Here is an 18,137-nt window from a genome sequence, read left to right as displayed (position 1 = left end):
CAAAGGGACAGACCATTTACCACCAGACAATCAAGTGCTATACTGAGCGAAATTGGAGACAGCTTAAGCCAAGGAGAGAATTTGAAAGTACTGCTGGTCTATCCCCGGTATCCGGATACCTTCTGGAGCTTCAGACATGCCCTGGGGTTTATCTCTAAGAAGGCGGCCTACCCGCCCCTGGGCCTGCTTACGGTGGCCGCCATGCTCCCCCACGAGTGGCCGAAAAGGCTCGTGGATATGAATGTCAAGGCCCTGAAGGACGAGGACATCCGCTGGGCCGACTATGTCCTTATCAGCGCCATGTCCATACAGAAAGAGTCGGTGCAGGATGTCATCCGCAGGTGCAACCGGCTGAAGGTCAAGGTTGTGGCCGGAGGCCCTCTGTTCACCACCGGGCATGACCAGTTTAAGGGCGTGGACCACTTTGTGCTCGGCGAGGCCGAAGCCATCCTGCCGGCCTTCTTGAAGGACCTGGAAATGGGCAATGCCAGACCTACTTATACAAGTAGCGAGTGGCCGGACATTGCCAGGACCCCTGTCCCCCTGTGGGAGCTGGTGGATATGAAGCACTACGCCCTCATGAGCGTCCAGTATTCCCGGGGCTGCCCCTTTGACTGTGAGTTCTGCGATATCGTCGTCCTCAACGGGCACAGGCCCCGGACCAAAGACAAGGACCAGCTGCTGGCGGAGCTTGACGCAATATACCGGCAGGGCTGGCGGGGCGGGATGTTTGTGGTGGACGATAACTTCATAGGCAACAAGCGGAAGGTAAGGGCAGAAATCCTGCCCGCTATGAAAGGATGGATGGAGGAGAAAGGAAATCCCTTTACCTTCTCTACCCAGGTATCTATAAACCTGGCCAACGATGAGGAGCTCATGCGCCTGATGGCGGAGGTGGGGTTTAACACGGTGTTTATAGGCATCGAGACCCCGAATGATGACAGCCTGGTGGAATGCGGCAAGCAACATAACCGTAACCTGGACCTGCTGGCCTCGGTCAAGAAGATTCAGAACTACGGCATGCAGGTCTATGGAGGCTTTATAGTCGGCTTTGATAATGACCCCCCCTCCATTTTTGAAAAGCAGATAAGTTTTATCCAGAAAAGCGGGATTGTAGCAGCGATGGTGGGTTTGCTGAACGCCCCCCGGGGCACCAAGCTGTACCAGCGCCTCAAGAAAGAGAACCGCCTGGTGGAGGAGATAACGGGGGACATCACCACCACAAACTTCGTTCCAAAGATGAAGGCCGAGACGCTACTCAATGGCTATCGCCAGGTCATCAACACTATCTATTCGCCCAAACAATACTATGAGCGGATAAAGGCCTTCCTGAGGGAATACAGGCCCAGGCAGAAGAAGGTCAGATTCCCTTCCTATACCCTTCCCGCCTTCATCAAGCTTGTATGGACTCTGGGGATAAGACAGCCGGGGAGGAGGTATTTCTGGAAGCTCCTCTTTTCCACCTTGTTCAGGCATCCCTATTTTCTGGGGGTATCCATGGTCCTGGCGGGCTACGGTTTCCATTTCCGCAAGATGGTGGACGCTTACAACAGGACCCGGGTGGCAGTGCCCCGTCAAATTGACCCCCTCTAGAGTCTCGCCAACCTTTCGCTAAAGCCATAGCTCGGCTATGCTAGACGGGGAGCTTGTCGTGGTCACGGGGGCCTATGGCTACACCGGCAAATATATAGCCCGCCGGCTCCTCTCTATGGGGAAAAAGGTCATAACCATCACCGGGCACCCCCACAGGGAAAGCCCTTTCGGCGACCAGGTTAAGGCCTTCCCCCTCAATTTCGATGAGCCACGGGAACTCCGGGAGACCCTGCTGGGGGCGACCACCCTCTATAATACCTACTGGGTCCGCTTTCCCCGGGGGGAAGTCAGCTTTGATAGGGCCGTGGAGAACACAAAGACCCTCGTCAGGGCGGCGGAGGAAGCCGGCGTCCGAAGGCTGGTCCATATCAGCATCACCAACCCCTCCGAGGACTCACCCCTCCCCTATTTCAGGGGCAAGGCGCAGGTGGAGAAGATTATTGCCCGTTCAAAGCTCTCCTACGCCATCCTCCGCCCCACCGTCATCTTCGGGGTGGAGGACATCCTGGTCAACAACATCGCCTGGCTCCTCAGAAGGTTCCCCTTCTTTGCCATTCCCGGGAGTGGGGGCTACCGGCTCCAGCCAGTCTATGTGGAAGATGTGGCCGAGATGGCGGTCCGGGCCGGACAGCAGGAGGAAAACCTGGTCCTGGACGCCGCAGGCCCCGAGGTTTATACCTTTGCCGGACTGGTCCGCCTCATCGCCAAGAAAGTCCACAGCAAAGCCAGGCTACTTCATGTTCCCCCGGGGCTGGCCCTTCCCCTGGCCAGGCTAGTGGGCTACCTGGTGAAGGATGTGGTGCTTACCCGGGACGAAATCCTGGGACTGATGTCGGACCTCCTCATCTCCAGCGCCTCCCCTCTGGGACACACCCGCTTCAGCCAGTGGCTGGAAGAAAACGCCGCCACTCTTGGGACGAGATACGCCTCGGAGCTGAGCCGGCACTACAGGAGGGGTGCATAGTGGTCCGCTTCCGCAAAGAAAAGCCAGCGGGAAACTCTGTGGAGTTCCGCTATGACCCCCTTACCGGGTGGCAGACCCGCATTAACCCCCAGCGGGCCGGGCGGCCCCGCCAGGGGCAGGGCGCCGGCGACCCCGAGGGCCTGGCCCTCGCCTCCCAGCAGGGGTGCCCCTTTTGCCCCGAGAGACTAAAAGGGGCTACCCCCACCTTCCCGGAGGACATCCTGCCCGGGGGCAGGCTTTGCAGGGGGGAGACGGTGACCTTCCCGAACCTTCATCCCTTCGCCTCCCACGGAGCCGTCTCGGTTATGGGCCGCTCTCACTGGCTCCCCCTGGACGCCTTCAGTCCCGGGCTGCTCATTGACAACCTGCTGGCGGCCCAGGACTATTTCCTCTGGCTCTCTGCCATTGACCCTTCCGCCCGCTACCCGGTCTATGTAATGAACTACATGCCCCCCTCGGCAGGGAGCATCGTTCACCCCCACAGCCAGCTCTGGCTGGAGAGGGAGCCCCTGCCCCGGTTCAGGGAACTTCTCAAACGGAGCCAGGCACATTTCCGGGGGGGGACAAGCTACTGGGAGGCGCTGGTGGAACGGGAGCGGCAGGAGAAGGAGCGCTTCATCGGGGAAAACGAAGTCGTGGCCGTCATGACCAGCTTTGCCCCCCGGGGCTCCCGCGAGGTGCTCTTTGTCTTCAAGAGGCCCTGCCCCCTCTCCGGGCTTGAGGGAAGGGAAACAGAGCACTTCTGCCAGGCCCTGTCAGCGGTCCTGCGGGGCTACCAGGCCATAGGGGTGGGCAGCTTCAACCTGGCGTCCTTCAGCTCAGCAGTGGGGGAGCCCCTGCCCTACTTTCCGGTGCAGTTCAGGCTCATCTCCCGCCCCTACCCCAGAGGAATCTACACCAATGACACCGGCCCTTTGGAACGGTTCTTCGGGGTGAGCGTGGTGGATGACCTTCCCGAAGAGGTAGCGGCGTCGCTCCGCCCCTATTTTGCCGGAACCTACCAGCGCGGTTCCTCATAGGGCCTGGTCAAAGGGTGCCCACGAGGACATCCCACGGGCCTCTGGGGAGAAGTCGGGCGAGTGGCTGCCCTCAGGGGTTGGGGGGCCTCTCCGCGAGAGTAATCGTCACCGAGAGGGAGTCGTTTCCCCGGCGGATGGCCAACTCCACTTGGTCCCCTGCCCGGCGCCGCCTCAGCTCCTGTAAGAAGATTAGATAATCAGGGGTATCCACCCCCCCCAGGCGGACTATCACATCGTTCTGCTTCAGCCCAACCCGCTCCGCCGGGGACCCCTGGGAAACCTCTCGGATGAGCACCCCCTCCTGCACCGCCAGCCCGAGCTGGCTGGCCACCGCTGGGGTCACTGAACCCACCGTCACCCCAATCCAGGGCCAGTTCACCTTCCCCAAGCGGATGAGCTCATCCACCACCGAGAGGACAGTATTCACAGACACAGCAAAACCGATGCCCTGGGCCCCACCGGCAACGAGAGTATTCATGCCCACCACCTCCCCGGAGAGGTTCAGCAGCGGGCCTCCTGAGTTGCCGGGATTAATGGCAGCGTCGGTCTGGATGAGGTCATAGAGGGTTACACCGGTTTCCTCATCCACACTCCTTCCCAGGGCGCTGACAATGCCCAGGGTGACCGTGGGGCCGCCTTCCAGGGCCAGGGCATTGCCCACGGCGATGACCCAATCCCCCACCTGGAGCGGCGCCCTGGCCATGGGAAGCGTGGTCAGGTCAGAGGCTTCAACCTTGACCACAGCGGTATCGGTGAGGGGGTCCTGCCCCAGCACCTTGCCGGGGAGGGTGGTGCCGCGGGGAAAGCGCGAGCCGGGGGGCAGGGCCACCGTTATCTGTGTTGCACCCTCCACCACATGGTTGTTGGTAAGGATGTAGCCATCGGGGCGGAAGATGAAGCCCGAGCCAGCCCCCTCTGCCTGCTGGACTTCGGTGAGGATGGCTACCACCGCCGGCTTCACCTGGTTTACGACGCCAGCCAGCGAGGGCAGGGAGACGAGAGAGGAGTTGGCCGGCGGTGGAGGCGAGGCCGTTACTGGCAAAGGGGCCGCCGGGCCCGGCGTTGAAGGTGGGGGAGTTGCCAAAGAAGGCGTTGCCGGCGCAGAGGGAGCAGCCGTTGGCACCGCACATGCGCCCAGCATGACAACCAGCATCAGCAACACCAAATATCTTGCCATCGCACCCTCCTTATGAAATATGTGACTGCGTCTTGACGGCCTGCCATGTCGAGACAGCGGCGCGGCCAAAGGGGCAGGACACGGCCAAGCGCTGGGCGACCAGTTAGTTCCCCACCCCCCGCAGGTGATGGCACTTCTGGCGGACCCGCTCCAACACCTGCTGGTTCAGCCTGCTAAAAGTGCCAGCCTCCTCAATAGCCCCGGAGGAGGGCCTGGGCAGAAGGAAAAAGTGGCCATCTCCGCCTCTCCAGCGCGAACAACCAGCCTCCATTGTTCCACCCCTACTTCAAGTTGTCAAGTTGAACAAGTTTCCTAGAATGGCTATAATTTGTCTAGAAATGGGAAAGCTTGAGCAGGACAGCTTTGAGGACCGCCCCCCTCGCGGGAGCAAATATGTATCCCTGGCGTCCATGTCGGTGCTGGTTGTAATAATAGGCATGTTGCTGACATTTGCCCTGCCGCGGGTCTTGCCGGAAGGTGCAACGCCAGCCACCACGTCCGCTCCAGTGGCCGCTCCAGCCGAGACGCCTGCTACCTTCCCACTGCCACTGCTAGACATCCCCACTCCCACGCCGACGCCCGCTCCCAGAGTCTACCCTCTCCCGCTGGGTAAAGAGGGGAGTCTTAGCGAAGATGTCCAGGTCATCTCCCCGGATGGCCTGGCTGTTCTCAGCCTGGTCAGAGGGACAAAGGTGATGGATGCTCAACGCCAGCCCCTGTCTTCCATCACCGTGGCCGCCAGAAGGTTGCCCCTGCGGACAGATGGGGCCTGGGTGGGGCTGGCCTATGAGTTCGGCCCAGCGGGGGCAACCGTGGAACCACCGGCCCCCCTTGCCATCCGTTACGACCCCCGGGCTTATTATCCCTTCCAGGTTACGGATAGCTTCGGGGCGAGCATAGTAGATACCAGACAGGTCTACCTGTCTTACCTGGGCGACAACGGGCCCATCAGGCCCGCCCTGGCCACCGTGAGCCGCCAGGCTGCCTCCGCTGCAGCAAGAATAAGCCGTCTTGTGACCTTCGTCCTCTACTGTGGTTCATAAGGTCACCTTACCCCGGGGGCTAGGTGCCCCCAGGCAGAAGAGAGAAGAATGGGAAAGTCCAGCCACGGCCACTTTATTCGGTCCCTAGACCGCAGGGGCGAATACATCTTGCTGGCCCGTATGGCGGTGCTGGTGGTCGCAACAGTGGCGTTGCTAGCCTACGGCTTGTCGCAGGCCTTGCCGAGATTAGCCGGGCCATCCACGCCCGCCCCAACTGAGACGTCGGCTCTCGCACCGCGCCCAGGGCTCAGTGTGTCATTATCAGGCAGGCAGGATGCAACGGGTGCCCTTACAGAGGGTGTCCAGGTGATCTCTGGGGACGGCCTCGCAGTCCTTGAACTGCCCAGGGGGACTAAGGTGCTAGATGCCCAGGGCCAGCCCGTAGCAGACATCTCCATGACAGTCCGAAGGCTGCCCCTGCGGACAGATGCGGCCTGGGTGGGGGAGGCCTATGAGTTCGGCCCAGCGGGGGCAACCGTGGACCCACCGGCACCCCTCACCATCAGCTATGACCCCCGGGCCAATTATCCTTTTGCCTACCAGGACATTGACACGAGTCTGGTCTACCTGGCCTATCTCGGCGAGAACGGGCCCATGAAGCCCGCCCTCGCCAGGGAGAAAGGTGTGCAGGTCGGCCTAGCCTCTGGTTTCGGCGGGGCGTCAACGGACGGAACGGGCAGCACGTCAGCCTCTGTCTCAGCAAAGATAGACCACCTGGGAGCTTACGTCCTCTACTGTGAGGTCTACACCATCCCCCTCTCCTAGGTAGCTATATACAGACATCAATTGACAATTTGAAGTCACCTCATTAAGATAATGCAGGAGATTTGAAGGTCATGCAGAGCCGACCAGTCTACCCGATAGGTATAGTTGCAGAGCTGCTTAGTGTGCATCCGGAAACAATTCGGGTATGGGAAAGACACGGTCTAGTTCAACCACAGAGGAGAGGCGGCAAGCGATTCTATTCTGAGAACGATCTGAAACGATTGCGATTCGTTCAAGGGCTGCTAGGGCAAGAGCTAAACCTACCGTCAATACGATATTTTCTCCGGGTTTACCCTTGCTGGCAACTGGATGATTGCCCCGCCTGTATGCACCGCTCTGAGCTCGTCTCGTGCGCAAAACCATGCTGGAAAGAAGAGGGAATCTATTGTCTCGTATCTGCCCAGGACTCCTGCTCCAAATGTGAATTCTGCCGAGAACGAAAGCAGTATGAGGCCACGGCAACACACAGGGACACCCGAAAGCTCAACTCAGGTCAGCCAAAGCGCGCTCTGCAGATTTCTCAACAAACGTTTTGATGTGACTGGCTAAGGCCGATTGAATTAACATGGGCCGAAAGCTTGACCGGGTAGCCCAGTTTCTGCTATTTTTGCCGTGCCTTTTCGGAGGCTGGTCCACCAGAGAGAGGAGACACAGGATGTTGTTTAGCGAGGGTCTGGCGCCACGGTACAGCTGGTTCGTCCTCAGCGTGCTGTCCCTGGTTCTTCTGCTGGCGGCCTGCGTTGTGCCTGCCACCACCCCGACCCCAACACCCACACCCACACCGACGCTTACACCGACACCCACGCCTACCGCGACTCCCGGAGTCCCCGCGCCGGTTACGGTGGACCTATCGGGGAAGATGGACGCCGCAGGGAAGCTTACGGAGGCTGTAGCAATAGCTTCCTCTGACGGCCGGGCGAAGCTGACGCTACCGGCGGGAGCGACAGTCCTGGATGCCCAAAAGCAGCCCGGCAAGTCCATAACCATCACCCCCTATAGGCCACCGGAGTCCAAGGAGGGTGTGGTGGTCGGCCTGGCCTACGATATTGGCGGTGCCGTGAAGGACGGGACGGTGAGCCCGGAGGCGACGCTCGTTATGACTTATGACCCGCCGTCTGCCAACCCAAGAATTGACCTGACGAAGCCTCAAATATCAGGGTGGTGGGAACCGAAAAAGAGCTGGGTCAGTCGCCCCGCGCCCGTTACTGTGAGTTCTCCTGGCACCCTTACCTCAAAGCAAGCAAATATCATCCCTGTCGTCGTCATCTTCTGGTTCGTGGACCTTACTGCTCCGGTCTCTTAATCGGTAACCCTGGCGAGGGCTGGTCGTGACAGGTCTTGCTCGCCAGAACAAGGCCCTGATAGCGCTCGGCCTCCTCTTGGAGGCCGGGTTGCTTTTACTGCTTTTGACCAGTGGGATATACCGGGGCTCATACCTCCTGGAGATATTCTTCTGGCTGCCCTTCGCCATATACCTTCTCACTATCTGGTGGATATCAAGAACAGACAAGCCAGCCTCTCTAAAACAGACATCGGTCCTGGTCCTGCTCTTTGCACTGGTCTTCCAGGTCACCCTTCTTTTCTCCCCAAATCCCCTGTCAGACGATATCTACAGGTATAATTGGGACGGAAAGGTCTTCAGCCACGGCCTCAACCCCTATGCCGACAGCCCAGATGCCGAACAGCTGCAGCCCCTCATAGATGCCAACTGGGAGAAGGTTCAAAATAGAAATGTCCACACCTTCTACCCCCCCCTCTCTCAGCTTGTCTTCGCCGCAGGCTATCTCATCTCTCCCAGCCCCTTCACCCTGAGGCTATTTTCCGTCCTCTTCTATCTTCTCTCCATCGGGGTCCTCATCCTTATCTTGAAAGAACTGCGCCTTGATGAGAGGTACTCCATCGCATATGCCTGGTCCCCGCTGGCAACTATAGAGTTTGCCAACAGCGGCCACATAGACTCCCTGGCCATCTTGCTGACCTTGCTTTCCTTCTTTGCCCTTCTCAAAAGGAAAAGCGCTCTGTCCTCGGCAGCTCTGGGGCTGGGGGTGCTCGCCAAATTCTATCCCCTCCTCTTCGCCGGCCTTTTCCTCCCGCGCTGGGGCAGAAAGGGGGCCCTGGTCTTCGCCGGGGTCACTATCGCCTGCTACCTCCCCTTTCTGGGGGCAGGGGCCGGCCTGTTTCAGGGCTTTTCCTATTTTATGGGCCGGGGACTTTTCAACGGAAGCCTCTTCCCCCTGGTCTCCGGCGTTCTGGGAACAATGATGGAAAAACCCGATGCCCTGCTGGTCTCCAAGGCGCTGGTGGGGGCCATCTTCCTCGGCTTCCTCGCTTACCTGCTCTACTTATACTCCAGGTCGCATCAGCAGGAGGGGAGAGACCTGCTCCTTCTGAGGTATTCTTTCTGGCTTGTGGGGGCCTTCCTTCTGCTCAGCCCCACGGTCCATCCCTGGTATCTGACCTGGGTGCTTCCATTTCTGTGCTTCTTCAGGTCGGCGGGGTGGATTCTTCTTACCGGCACGGTAATCCTTGCCCGCTCCATATACATCGGTTACGAAGCCGCAGGCACATGGCAGGAGATGGGATGGGTCAGGTTGGTTGAATATGGGCCTCCCTATCTGCTCATGCTCTATGGCCTGGTCAGGAGGTGGCGAAAATGGAGATTAGACCCAAACTGGAATACATACTGGAAAAAGCCCTGGCTCGTGAAGCCCTAAGCCGCCAGGAAGCGGCCTGGCTGCTCAAAGAGGTAGGTCCCCTCTCCCCCGAGATGTATGTCCTGATGGCAGCGGCCAACCAGCTTACCCGAGAGAGCTCGGGCAACAGAGGAGAAATCCACGCCCAGGTAGGGGTCAATGTTGCCCCCTGTCCTCATAGCTGTGGCTTCTGTTCTTTTGGGGCCAAGGCTGGCCTCTTCAGGGAGAGGCTTGACATGAACCCCGAGGAGGTCGTAGACGGGGCCAACCGATTTGTGGCTGAAGGGGCCAACGTTATCTACCTCATGACCACAGGCAACTACGACTTTGACCGCTTCCTGGAGGTAGCCGAGGCCGTCCGGGCCAGCATACCGGCTGAGGTCCCACTGATAGCCAACATAGATGACCTCGGCCTCAACGAGGCCCGGCGGCTGTTGAAAGTCGGCTTCCAGGGTGCTTACCATGTGGTCAGGATGGGTGAGGGCAGAGACACCGGTATCCCGCCGGAGAGGAGACTGGCCACCATGCGGGCCATCCTCCAGGCCGGTTTGCGGTTGGCTTACTGCGTGGAACCCATCGGCCCGGAGCATACAGTCGAGGAGATAGTGGAGAAGACTTTCATTGGCAAAGAATACGGGGTCTGGTTCAGTGGGGCTATGCGCCGCATCCCCGTTGCCGGTACTGCGTTGGCCAGTCGGGGCACGATATCGGAGCTTGAGCTGGCCAAGATTGTGGCCGTTGTCCGCCTGGTGATGGGCGATTCGGTAAGGGCCCACTGTACCCACGAACCGAACTTGCCCAGCCTCCTGGCAGGGGCCAACCTCGTCTGGGGTGAGAGCGGCTCCAACCCTAGAGATTTGAAGGAGGAGACCACCAAAGGACGAGGATTGACAGCCGCCCAATGCGGCCAGCTTCTGCGAGAGGTGGGATATGAAGCGCAGGGTGGGCCACCCGCCAGCCTGGGCCAATAGGGAGCTGCGCTCTTGAAAAGGGCTCTGGCCGTTTTTGCCAGAGCGCCCATACCGGGGCAGGTCAAGACCCGGCTGGCCCCTGCCCTCACCCCGGAGGGGGCAGCGGCCCTGTATCGCTGCTTCTTGCTGGACACGGTAGCGCTGGCCATGAGGGCGCGGAGCTGGGAGACAATCATATTCTATACGCCAGAGGAAGCACGACAGGCCCTGCGAGATATGGTCAAAGAGCCTCTTGAACTCATCCCCCAGAGCGGTGGCGACCTGGGTGAACGAATGAGCCAGGCCTTCCAGGAGTTGTTTGCCCGAGGGCACAGACTGGCTGTTGTGATTGGGGGAGACCTGCCCACTCTGCCTCTGGGCCGGCTGAGGGCTGCCTTTTCGGCCCTGGAGAAAAGGCCTGTGGTCCTGGGCCCCAGCCTGGATGGGGGTTACTACCTTATCGGCCTCCAGGCCCCCCAGCCGGAGCTCTTTGAGGGGGTCGCCTGGGGCACCCCCCAGGTCCTGGGACAGACTGTTGACCGGCTGGACCGGCTGGACCTTGAGGCGGAGTGCCTTGAGCCCTGGTATGATGTGGACACGGTTGATGACCTCCGCTTCCTCGTTTCCCATCTGAGACTGCTCATGGCCAGCGGGAGCCCCCAACTACCTCACCACACTGTGGACTGCCTCCGCCAGCTTGGACTGCTGTGATGATGGGGGATATTGGCCTCAAGGTGGCAGTCATCATCCCCGCCCTCAATGAAGAAGAAGCCATTGGCCGGGTGGTGAGGGCGATACCCCCCCTCGCCAGCCATGTCATCGTGGTGGACAACGGCTCCACCGACAGGACAGCGGAAAAGGCCCGAGAAGCAGGGGCCCGTGTGGTCCGGGAGGAGAGGAAAGGCTATGGCTATGCCTGCCTGAGGGGCATGAAGGAAGCGGGGGACGCCGATGTGGTCGTCTTCCTGGACGGGGACTACAGTGACTTCCCGGAGGAGATGGGGCTGTTGATAGGGCCTATCGCCCAGGGGAAGGCCGACCTGGTCATCGGCTCCCGCATCCGGGGCCGGAGGGAAAAGGGGGCCTTGCCTCCCCAGGCCTTCGTAGCCAACGTCCTCTTCTCCATGGCCCTGCGGCTCCTGTACGGCCTCAGGGTCACAGACATCGGCCCCTTCAGGGCCATCCGGGCCGACCGCCTCTTCTCCCTGAACATGAGGGAAGGCACCTACGGCTGGACCCTGGAGATGATGATAAAGGCCGCCAGACGAAAACAGCGGGTAGTAGAGGTGCCGGTCAGCTACCGCCGGCGGATAGGCCGCTCCAAGGTGAGCGGCTCCCTCCGGGCAAGCTTGAAAGCTGCAGCCAGGATGATGTACACTATATTGAGGTATATCGCATGGTGAGCAAGGGCCCGCCCAGGAAGTGGCCCGTCAGGGCGATTGAGGTAATCAGCTTCCTCGCCTTTCTTTATGCCGGTTTCGGTTACTTCAACGTTAACTACCTGCACTGGGTGGACTCATTCTGGTTGAGCACTTACTCCGACAGGATTGCCATTGTCGCCTTCGGCATCTGGGTGGTGGCCAGGGGGAAGAATAGATACACCCGGAACCGAATTGCCATAATGGTCTCCCTTACCACTGCCGGCTATCTGGTAATCCCATACTTCCTCGGCTCCAACTTCTTCTACAACCACCTCATCGGCTCTGCCTTCTTCTTCGCCTTTCTGCTGCTGGTCTTCTCTTTTGGACGGAGGGCCGACTGTAGCTGGTACTGCCCCTGCGTGGGGATACGGGATACAGTGGGGGATGCCTACAGGGGGAAGACCTTGAAGGGCGATTTCATGTGGAAACTGAGGTGGGTGAAGTGGTTTTGGCTGGCCAGCCTGATAGTCTATCTGCTCCTGGTCATAGCCGTTCGCCTTGCTCCTGGCACCCTGGCCTTTCTGCCTGCTAACACTACCGCAAGGTACATTTTCTATTTCTTGACAATCACCAACGGCCTCTACTTCCTCTCCTTCCTGATTGTCCCCTGGACCGGCAACCGGAACTACTGCCGGTATATGTGCCCCTACGGTGTCACCTATGGGACCATCGGCAACCTGTTGGGCTTCTTCAAGATTGAGGCCGACCGGGAGAGATGCATCTACTGCAATCTATGCGAAAAAGAGTGCGACATGGGGGTCCCTATCCGCAAGCTCATCAAAAAGCATGGCGAGATAAAAGTCGCCGACTGCGTGGGGTGCGGGCGATGCATCCAGGTGTGTCCAAAGGGGGCATTGCGTTTCAGCGATATCCGGGACTATCTGGGTTTCCGACACGAATTCCCCCAACCCCTCAAAGCAAAGCCTTCCGTGAAGCGTCAGGAAGAAGAGAAGGCTCCCGCTGTCATTACCTAGCTAGACCATGCCATTCCTTATCCTGTTGCTTCTGCTCGCCCTGTTCCTTCCTGTATTGCTGTTCCTCCTCTTCTACAGGATGGTGTCCATCTCTTTCGTGAAGCTGGGCATTCCCCGGCCCCTGGTCTTTTTCCTTTTCCTGTCCATCCTGGTCGGTGGCCTCATCAATATCCCGGTATGGCAGACCCAGGCCATGGAACCAGGGAACGTATTTCGGCTCGGGCACGTCTTTTTCCTTGAACCCCCCCGGGTGATTACCACCATAGTTGCCATAAATGTGGGTGGGGCCCTTATCCCCCTGCTTCTGAGCCTCTATCTTCTGCCCAAAGCCCCCCTTCTCCGGATGGGCCTGGGCGTGGTGATAGTCGCCCTGGTGACCAACTGGCTTGCCAGGGTGGTCCCGGGTGAGGGGATATTCCTGAACCCTTTCATCCCGCCTCTCGTCTCAGCAGGGGCAGCCCTGGTGCTGGGGCGAAAGGAGGCAGCCCCGGTGGCCTATGTTTCAGGGACCCTGGGGACCCTGATAGGGGCCGACCTGCTAAACCTGAGAGAGGTGGCCCAGAGCGGGGGCACCTTTCTATCCATCGGCGGGGCCGGGGTCTTTGACGGCATCTTCCTGGTGGGGGTCATCGCCGCCTTCCTATCCCCGGGCCGCCGTGCCTGAATTGACTTTGCCCCGGGGGCGGGATAAGCTAGCGAGGAGAGCAAAGTGGAGGCCTGGCTCAGGTCAATAGGTCTTATCGCCGCCGGCCTCTTTGCCGTGGGGCTGGGCGTGGTCGCTCTTGCGGAAGACAGGGAGATAGCCCGTCGTGAGGCCAGGCATGTCCATTCCGTTCTCCAGAGCAGGCTCTTTCTCTGGATAGGCAGGGCCCTGGACTTGGGTCTAATAGGAGGCGGCCTCCTCGTCCTGGTCAGGGGTGTCTCCCGGATATTGAACCTGACCTGAAGGCAAAACTAGAGGACCACCAGGTTGTTGCGGTGGATGACCTCCTCGCCGTATTCGTAGCCCAGGATGGCAGGGAACCTCTCCGAGCGCACACCTTTTATGCGCTTGAGGTCCCCGGAACTGTAGTTGGAGAGGCCGCAGGCCAGGCGGTTCCCCTCCCGGTCAAAGACCTGGACCAGTTCCCCCCGGGAGAAGTCCCCCTCCAGCTCCAGGACCCCCACGGGCAGGAGGCTGCGGTTCTGCTCCCGGAGTGCCCTGGCTGCCCCCCCATCCACCACCAAGCGGCCGTGGAAAGGCCCGGCCAGGAGCCAGCGCCGCCGGCTTTCTAGCTTGCTCTGGACAGGAGGGAAGAAGGTGCCCAGGGCCTCGCCGGAGACGAGGCGGGGGAGGATATCTCTTTCCCGCCCTTTGGCTATAACCACAGCGATGCCGGAGCTGGTGGCTAGCCTGGCCGCCTCTATCTTGGTGGCCATGCCCCCGGTCCCCTGAGGCCCCGCCGTCTCCCGGGCCAGCCGCTCAATGCCGCTGTCTATCCTTTCCACCCTGGGGATGAGACGGGCGGAGGGGTCCTGGCGGGGGTCGGCGGTGAAAAGGCCGTCCTGGTCGGTGAGGATGACCAGGAGGTCGGCGTCCACAAGGTTGGCCACCATGGCCGAGAGGTTGTCGTTATCGCCGAAGGTGGCCCCCTCCAGCTCCTCCACCGCCACCACATCGTTCTCGTTGACGATTGTCAGCACCCGTAGCTCCAGGAGGGCCAGCAGGGCATTCCTGGCATTGAGGTACCCCGCCCTCTGGGAGATGTCGGACCGGGTGAGGAGGGCCTGGGCTATGGGGATGTCATGCGAGGAGAAGAGCTGCTCATAGGTGTTCATCAACCGGCTCTGCCCCACCGCCGCCAGCACCTGCTTGAAGGGCACATCCCGCCTTTCGGGGAGATCCCCCAGCCTCTGCCTCCCCGCGGCCACCGCGCCGGAGGAGACGATGATGACCTCCAGGCCCTGATGGCGGAGTCGGACCACCTGCTCCACCAGGCTGGCCATGACCTCCAGGTCCAGCCTCCCCGTGCCAGCAGTGAGCAGGCTGGTGCCAAGCTTGGCCACGATGCGTTTGTATGTGGAAGGCATTTGAGAAGCCTGGTTGATTATAGCATAATAGCCCAGGGCCATCCCGCTATCGGCTGGCCCTTGAGGTGTTTGGGATGGAAAGGGCAGGAAGCCTTTCGCCACTTCTCCCCCTCTTTCAGGGGCTGAAGGAGAGGCTGGAAGGCCAAGAGGAGGCGCGGGCTGGGGTTATAGGGCCAGCCCGGCCACCCCTCCTGGCCTCCCTTTACCGGGGCCCTCTGCTGGTGATAGCCCCCGGCCACGAGCGGGCCCGGAAGCTCATGGAGCAGCTATCCCTCTGGCTTCCCCCCGGGGTCCCCCTGTATCTCTTTCCCGAACCTGATGGCCTGCCCTACGAGCGCCTGGCCCCCGACCCCACCACCGTTCAGGAAAGGCTGGTGGTCCTCCTCGGCCTCTGCCGGGAGGCGGCCCCCGTGGTGGTGGCCTCGGCCTGGGCACTGGTCTCCCGCACCCTCCCACGGGAGGCCTTCCTGGGGGCCTGCCACACCCTCCGGGCGGGGCAGAAGGTGGAGCCATCCTCGCTTCTCTCCCGCTGGCAGTCCCTGGGCTACGAGCGGGAGACAACGGTAGAGGTGCCGGGGGCCATGGCCCAGAGGGGGGGCATCCTGGACATCTTCCCCCCCGCCTCCCCCCAACCCTTCCGCCTGGAATTCTCGGGGAACGAGATTGAAAGCCTGCGGGCCTTTGACCCCACCACCCAGCGCTCCCTGGGCCCGGCGGGGGAGGCCTTCATCACCCCCGCCCGGGAGCTGCTCCTGCCCCAGGGGCTGGACCCGGAGGGACTTGCCGCCGGCCTGGGCCTGGAGGGCCTCCGGGAGGGGGAAAGATGGCGGGAGGAGCTGGAGATGCTCCTCTCCGGCCAGTGGCTCCCCGGCTTTGAGTTCTACTCCCCCCTGTTCAACAGCGGGGGCCTTCTGGACTACCTCCCCCCCGGCACCATGGTGGCCCTGGAGGAGCCGGAGGAGATAGAGCAAGCCCTGAAAGGGCTATACGAAAAGGCCGAGGAGCTGAGGGATGAGAGGATAGAGCGGGGGGAGCTGCCCCCTGCCTTCCCCACCCCCTGCTTCCCCTGGCCGGAGATAGAGAGGAAGATAGCCAGCTTCCCCCGCCTCAGCCTGGTGCGGTGGGAGGAAGAAGGCCTGCCCTTCTCCCCTCCGCCCTCTTTCGGGGGGCAGACGGCCCCGATGGTGGAAGAGGTCAAGGGGAGGCTGGGGGACGAATACCGGGTAGTGGTGGTCTCCCAGCAGGCCCCCCGCCTTGCCGAGCTCCTCTGGGAGAAGGACATCCTGGCCCCGCCTCTGGAGGCCCTGAGGGAGCCCCCTGCCCCCGGCACCCTGGCCCTGGTTAAAGGCTCCCTGGAGGGGGGCTTCATCTATGGCGACCTGGCCCTCTACTCGGATTTAGAGCTTTTCGGCTTCACCAGGGAGTGGCGGGAGCCGAAGAAGAGGCCGGTGCGCCGCCCCCTCCCCCTGGACCTGCGCCCCGGGGACTATGTGGTCCACGTGGACCACGGCGTTGCCCGTTTTGCTGGCCTGGCCCGGCTGGGGAGCGGTGAGGAGGAAAGGGAGCACCTGGTCCTGGAATACGCCGAGGGGGACAGGGTCTATGTCCCCTCCGACCAGGCCGACCGGGTGGGCCGCTACCTGGGCCCCACCGGGGTGCCCCCCTCACCTACCCGCCTGGGCACTCAGGAATGGCCGAGGGCGAAGGAAAGGGCCAAAAAGGCCGCCGGGGACCTGGCCCGGGAGCTCCTGGAGCTCTATGCCGCCCGGGAGCTATCGCCCGGCTTCGCCTTCGCCTCCGATTCCCCGTGGCAGTGGGAGCTGGAGGCCTCCTTCCCCTATGTGGAGACCCCGGACCAGCTCCGCGCAATATCCGATGTCAAGAAGGACATGGAGGGGCCCCGCCCCATGGACCGGCTGGTCTGCGGGGATGTGGGCTACGGCAAGACCGAGGTGGCACTGAGGGCCGCCTTCAAGGCCGTCCAGGACGGCAAACAGGTGGCAGTGCTGGTCCCCACCACCGTCCTGGCCCAGCAGCACTTCCAGACCTTCTCCCAGCGCCTGGCCCCCTTCCCGGTGAGGGTGGAGCTCCTCAGCCGCTTCCGCTCCCCCCAGGAGCAGAAGGAGGTCATAAAGGGGCTCAGGGAGGGAAAGGTGGATATCGTCCTCGGCACCCACCGCCTCCTCCAGAAGGATGTGGCCTTCAAGGACCTGGGGCTGGTGGCGGTGGACGAGGAACAGCGCTTTGGGGTGAAGCATAAGGAGCGCCTGAAGCAGATGAGGAAAGAGGTGGATGTCCTCACCCTCTCCGCCACCCCCATCCCCCGCACCATGCACATGGCCCTGGCCGGGGTGAGAGACATGAGCACCATGGAGACCCCCCCCGAGGAGCGCCTCCCCATTAAGACCTACGTGGCGCAAAGGGACCCCCGCCTCATCCGGGAGGCCATCCTCCGGGAGTTGGAAAGAGGGGCACAGGTCTTCTTCGTCCACAACCGGGTCAAGACCATCGGGCGGGTGGCCCAGGAGCTCCGGGCACTGGTGCCCGAGGCCCGCTTTGCCATCGGCCACGGCCAGATGGCGGAGGAGGAGCTGGAGAGTGTGATGGCGGAGTTCGGCCGGGGGGAGCATGACGTGCTGGTCTGCACTACCATCATTGAGTCGGGCCTGGACCTGCCCCGGGTGAACACCCTTATTGTGGACGACGCCGACAGGCTGGGCCTCACCCAGCTCTACCAGCTCCGGGGCCGGGTGGGGAGGGGGGCGGAGAGGGCCTTCGCCTATTTCCTCTACCAGAGGGGGAAGAGGCTCACCCCCCAGGCCCAGAAACGCCTCCAGACCATCTACGAGGCCACGGAGCTGGGGGCGGGCTTCCGAATTGCCTTGAGGGACCTGGAGATACGCGGGGCGGGGAACCTGCTGGGCCCGGAGCAGAGCGGACAAATTGGGGCGGTGGGCTTTGACCTCTATACCCGCATCCTCTCCGAGGCGGTGGAGGCACAGAGGACGGCCCGGACTGGCCTCCCCACCCCTCCCAGGACCGCCGCCCCCACCATCTCCCTCCCCCTCCCCGCCCACATCCCCCCGGGCTATGTCCCCGATGAGGGCCTGAGGCTATCTATCTATCACCGCCTGGCCGGGATAGAGGAGGGGGAAGAGGTAAAGGATGTGGAGGCGGAGCTCCTGGACCGCTTTGGCCCCCTCCCCACCCCGGTGAAGAACCTGCTCTACATAGTGAGGACAAAGGCCCTGGGGGCAAAGGCGGGGGTGGAAAGCATCTATGAAGGAAAGGGCCAGCTGGTATTAAAGTTCCGGGATGGGATAAAGCCCCCCACAGACCTGGGCCGGGAGATTGAGGCCGGCCCCACCCAGCTCCGGCTCAACCTCCGCCACCTGGGCAAAGACTGGCCCCAGGTGCTGGAAGAGGTCCTCAAAAAACTCAGTTCACGGAAGGCTTAGGGGCCTGCGC

General features: G+C 61.6%; 18 protein-coding genes. 15 read left to right on the top strand and 3 right to left on the bottom strand.

Going from position 1 to position 18,137, the window contains the following annotated elements; all coding sequences use genetic code 11:
* Nucleotides 1-81: 81 nt before the first annotated feature.
* Genes KJ624_07470 through KJ624_07460 form a run of 3 tightly spaced genes read left to right on the top strand, consistent with a single transcriptional unit; the run spans nucleotide 82 to nucleotide 3,576 of the window.
* On the top strand, nucleotides 82-1,593 hold the full coding sequence (locus tag KJ624_07470) for a B12-binding domain-containing radical SAM protein (GenBank protein ID MBU2009656.1): 1,512 nt from the start codon (nucleotides 82-84) through the stop codon (nucleotides 1,591-1,593).
* A 37-nt stretch (nucleotides 1,594-1,630) separates the two neighbouring features.
* Nucleotides 1,631-2,557 (top strand): NAD(P)H-binding protein, encoded by a 927-nt coding sequence (locus tag KJ624_07465; protein ID MBU2009655.1) that lies wholly within the window; start codon nucleotides 1,631-1,633, stop codon nucleotides 2,555-2,557.
* On the top strand, nucleotides 2,557-3,576 hold the full coding sequence (locus tag KJ624_07460) for a hypothetical protein (GenBank protein MBU2009654.1): 1,020 nt from the start codon (nucleotides 2,557-2,559) through the stop codon (nucleotides 3,574-3,576). Before KJ624_07465 ends, KJ624_07460 begins: the two co-directional genes overlap by 1 nt.
* A 70-nt stretch (nucleotides 3,577-3,646) precedes the next feature.
* Here the strand turns inward: KJ624_07460 and KJ624_07455 are convergent, their stop codons facing one another.
* Complete coding sequence (locus tag KJ624_07455; GenBank protein MBU2009653.1) at nucleotides 3,647-4,753, bottom strand: trypsin-like peptidase domain-containing protein; 1,107 nt, start codon at nucleotides 4,751-4,753, stop codon at nucleotides 3,647-3,649.
* A 103-nt stretch (nucleotides 4,754-4,856) separates the two neighbouring features.
* A complete protein-coding gene (locus KJ624_07450; GenBank protein MBU2009652.1) occupies nucleotides 4,857-5,024 on the bottom strand; it encodes a hypothetical protein in 168 nt (55 codons plus the stop codon).
* 67 nt (nucleotides 5,025-5,091) lie between these two features.
* On the opposite strand from KJ624_07450, the gene KJ624_07445 reads away from it, so the two are divergent.
* The 11 genes from KJ624_07445 (at nucleotide 5,092) to KJ624_07395 (ending at nucleotide 13,545) form a co-directional block, all read left to right on the top strand.
* Nucleotides 5,092-5,796, top strand: coding sequence for a hypothetical protein (locus KJ624_07445; GenBank protein MBU2009651.1), 705 nt, complete (start codon nucleotides 5,092-5,094; stop codon nucleotides 5,794-5,796).
* A 357-nt stretch (nucleotides 5,797-6,153) separates the two neighbouring features.
* The gene (locus KJ624_07440) at nucleotides 6,154-6,561 is read left to right on the top strand and encodes a hypothetical protein (GenBank protein ID MBU2009650.1); all 408 of its coding nucleotides are present in this window, start codon (nucleotides 6,154-6,156) and stop codon (nucleotides 6,559-6,561) included.
* A gap of 71 nt (nucleotides 6,562-6,632) precedes the next feature.
* Nucleotides 6,633-7,097 carry a MerR family transcriptional regulator gene (locus KJ624_07435; protein MBU2009649.1) on the top strand — a complete coding sequence of 155 codons (465 nt, stop codon included), beginning with the start codon at nucleotides 6,633-6,635 and terminating at the stop codon, nucleotides 7,095-7,097.
* A gap of 119 nt (nucleotides 7,098-7,216) precedes the next feature.
* Nucleotides 7,217-7,864: a hypothetical protein gene (locus KJ624_07430; GenBank protein ID MBU2009648.1), complete on the top strand. Its 648-nt coding sequence runs from the start codon at nucleotides 7,217-7,219 to the stop codon at nucleotides 7,862-7,864.
* 25 nt (nucleotides 7,865-7,889) lie between these two features.
* Nucleotides 7,890-9,275, top strand: a complete 1,386-nt coding sequence (locus KJ624_07425; GenBank protein ID MBU2009647.1) for a DUF2029 domain-containing protein — start codon at nucleotides 7,890-7,892, stop codon at nucleotides 9,273-9,275.
* Entirely contained in the window at nucleotides 9,215-10,225 is a 1,011-nt protein-coding gene (locus KJ624_07420) for a radical SAM protein (protein ID MBU2009646.1), read from the top strand. Before KJ624_07425 ends, KJ624_07420 begins: the two co-directional genes overlap by 61 nt.
* 12 nt (nucleotides 10,226-10,237) lie before the next feature.
* Nucleotides 10,238-10,915, top strand: coding sequence for a TIGR04282 family arsenosugar biosynthesis glycosyltransferase (locus tag KJ624_07415; protein MBU2009645.1), 678 nt, complete (start codon nucleotides 10,238-10,240; stop codon nucleotides 10,913-10,915).
* Nucleotides 10,915-11,607 (top strand): glycosyltransferase family 2 protein, encoded by a 693-nt coding sequence (locus tag KJ624_07410; protein MBU2009644.1) that lies wholly within the window; start codon nucleotides 10,915-10,917, stop codon nucleotides 11,605-11,607. The genes KJ624_07415 and KJ624_07410 overlap by 1 nt, the downstream gene beginning before the upstream one ends.
* Nucleotides 11,601-12,599 carry a 4Fe-4S binding protein gene (locus KJ624_07405; protein MBU2009643.1) on the top strand — a complete coding sequence of 333 codons (999 nt, stop codon included), beginning with the start codon at nucleotides 11,601-11,603 and terminating at the stop codon, nucleotides 12,597-12,599. Before KJ624_07410 ends, KJ624_07405 begins: the two co-directional genes overlap by 7 nt.
* Before the next feature lie 7 nt (nucleotides 12,600-12,606).
* Nucleotides 12,607-13,263, top strand: coding sequence for a DUF1614 domain-containing protein (locus KJ624_07400; protein MBU2009642.1), 657 nt, complete (start codon nucleotides 12,607-12,609; stop codon nucleotides 13,261-13,263).
* Nucleotides 13,264-13,308: 45 nt separating this feature from the next.
* Nucleotides 13,309-13,545, top strand: coding sequence for a hypothetical protein (locus KJ624_07395; protein ID MBU2009641.1), 237 nt, complete (start codon nucleotides 13,309-13,311; stop codon nucleotides 13,543-13,545).
* An 8-nt stretch (nucleotides 13,546-13,553) separates the two neighbouring features.
* Here KJ624_07395 and proB read toward each other — a convergent pair whose 3' ends face one another.
* Nucleotides 13,554-14,669 carry a glutamate 5-kinase gene (proB, locus tag KJ624_07390; protein ID MBU2009640.1) on the bottom strand — a complete coding sequence of 372 codons (1,116 nt, stop codon included), beginning with the start codon at nucleotides 14,667-14,669 and terminating at the stop codon, nucleotides 13,554-13,556.
* Nucleotides 14,670-14,743: 74 nt separating this feature from the next.
* Here proB and mfd point away from each other — a divergent pair, with 74 nt between their 5' ends.
* Entirely contained in the window at nucleotides 14,744-18,127 is a 3,384-nt protein-coding gene (gene mfd, locus KJ624_07385; protein MBU2009639.1) for a transcription-repair coupling factor, read from the top strand.
* Nucleotides 18,128-18,137 lie beyond the last annotated feature (10 nt).

The sequence above is a fragment of the Chloroflexota bacterium genome, assembly GCA_018825785.1.
Classification (GTDB): Bacteria; Chloroflexota; Dehalococcoidia; order JACVQG01; family JAHKAY01; genus JAHKAY01.
The sequence above is the reverse complement of the archived record's forward strand: the minus strand, read 5'-3'. Positions and strand labels throughout refer to the sequence as shown.

What these genes read in the sequence shown, in the direction of transcription:
- KJ624_07465 (MBU2009655.1), top strand. Translation starts at nt 1,631, where the DNA reads ATGCTAGACGGGGAGCTTGTCGTGGTCACGGGGGCCTATGGCTACACC.
- KJ624_07455 (MBU2009653.1), bottom strand. Translation starts at nt 4,753, where the DNA reads ATGGCAAGATATTTGGTGTTGCTGATGCTGGTTGTCATGCTGGGCGCA.
- KJ624_07450 (MBU2009652.1), bottom strand. Translation starts at nt 5,024, where the DNA reads ATGGAGGCTGGTTGTTCGCGCTGGAGAGGCGGAGATGGCCACTTTTTC.
- KJ624_07445 (MBU2009651.1), top strand. Translation starts at nt 5,092, where the DNA reads ATGGGAAAGCTTGAGCAGGACAGCTTTGAGGACCGCCCCCCTCGCGGG.
- KJ624_07435 (MBU2009649.1), top strand. Translation starts at nt 6,633, where the DNA reads ATGCAGAGCCGACCAGTCTACCCGATAGGTATAGTTGCAGAGCTGCTT.
- KJ624_07430 (MBU2009648.1), top strand. Translation starts at nt 7,217, where the DNA reads ATGTTGTTTAGCGAGGGTCTGGCGCCACGGTACAGCTGGTTCGTCCTC.
- KJ624_07420 (MBU2009646.1), top strand. Translation starts at nt 9,215, where the DNA reads ATGGAGATTAGACCCAAACTGGAATACATACTGGAAAAAGCCCTGGCT.
- KJ624_07410 (MBU2009644.1), top strand. Translation starts at nt 10,915, where the DNA reads ATGATGGGGGATATTGGCCTCAAGGTGGCAGTCATCATCCCCGCCCTC.
- KJ624_07405 (MBU2009643.1), top strand. Translation starts at nt 11,601, where the DNA reads ATGGTGAGCAAGGGCCCGCCCAGGAAGTGGCCCGTCAGGGCGATTGAG.
- KJ624_07400 (MBU2009642.1), top strand. Translation starts at nt 12,607, where the DNA reads ATGCCATTCCTTATCCTGTTGCTTCTGCTCGCCCTGTTCCTTCCTGTA.
- proB (MBU2009640.1), bottom strand. Translation starts at nt 14,669, where the DNA reads ATGCCTTCCACATACAAACGCATCGTGGCCAAGCTTGGCACCAGCCTG.
- mfd (MBU2009639.1), top strand. Translation starts at nt 14,744, where the DNA reads ATGGAAAGGGCAGGAAGCCTTTCGCCACTTCTCCCCCTCTTTCAGGGG.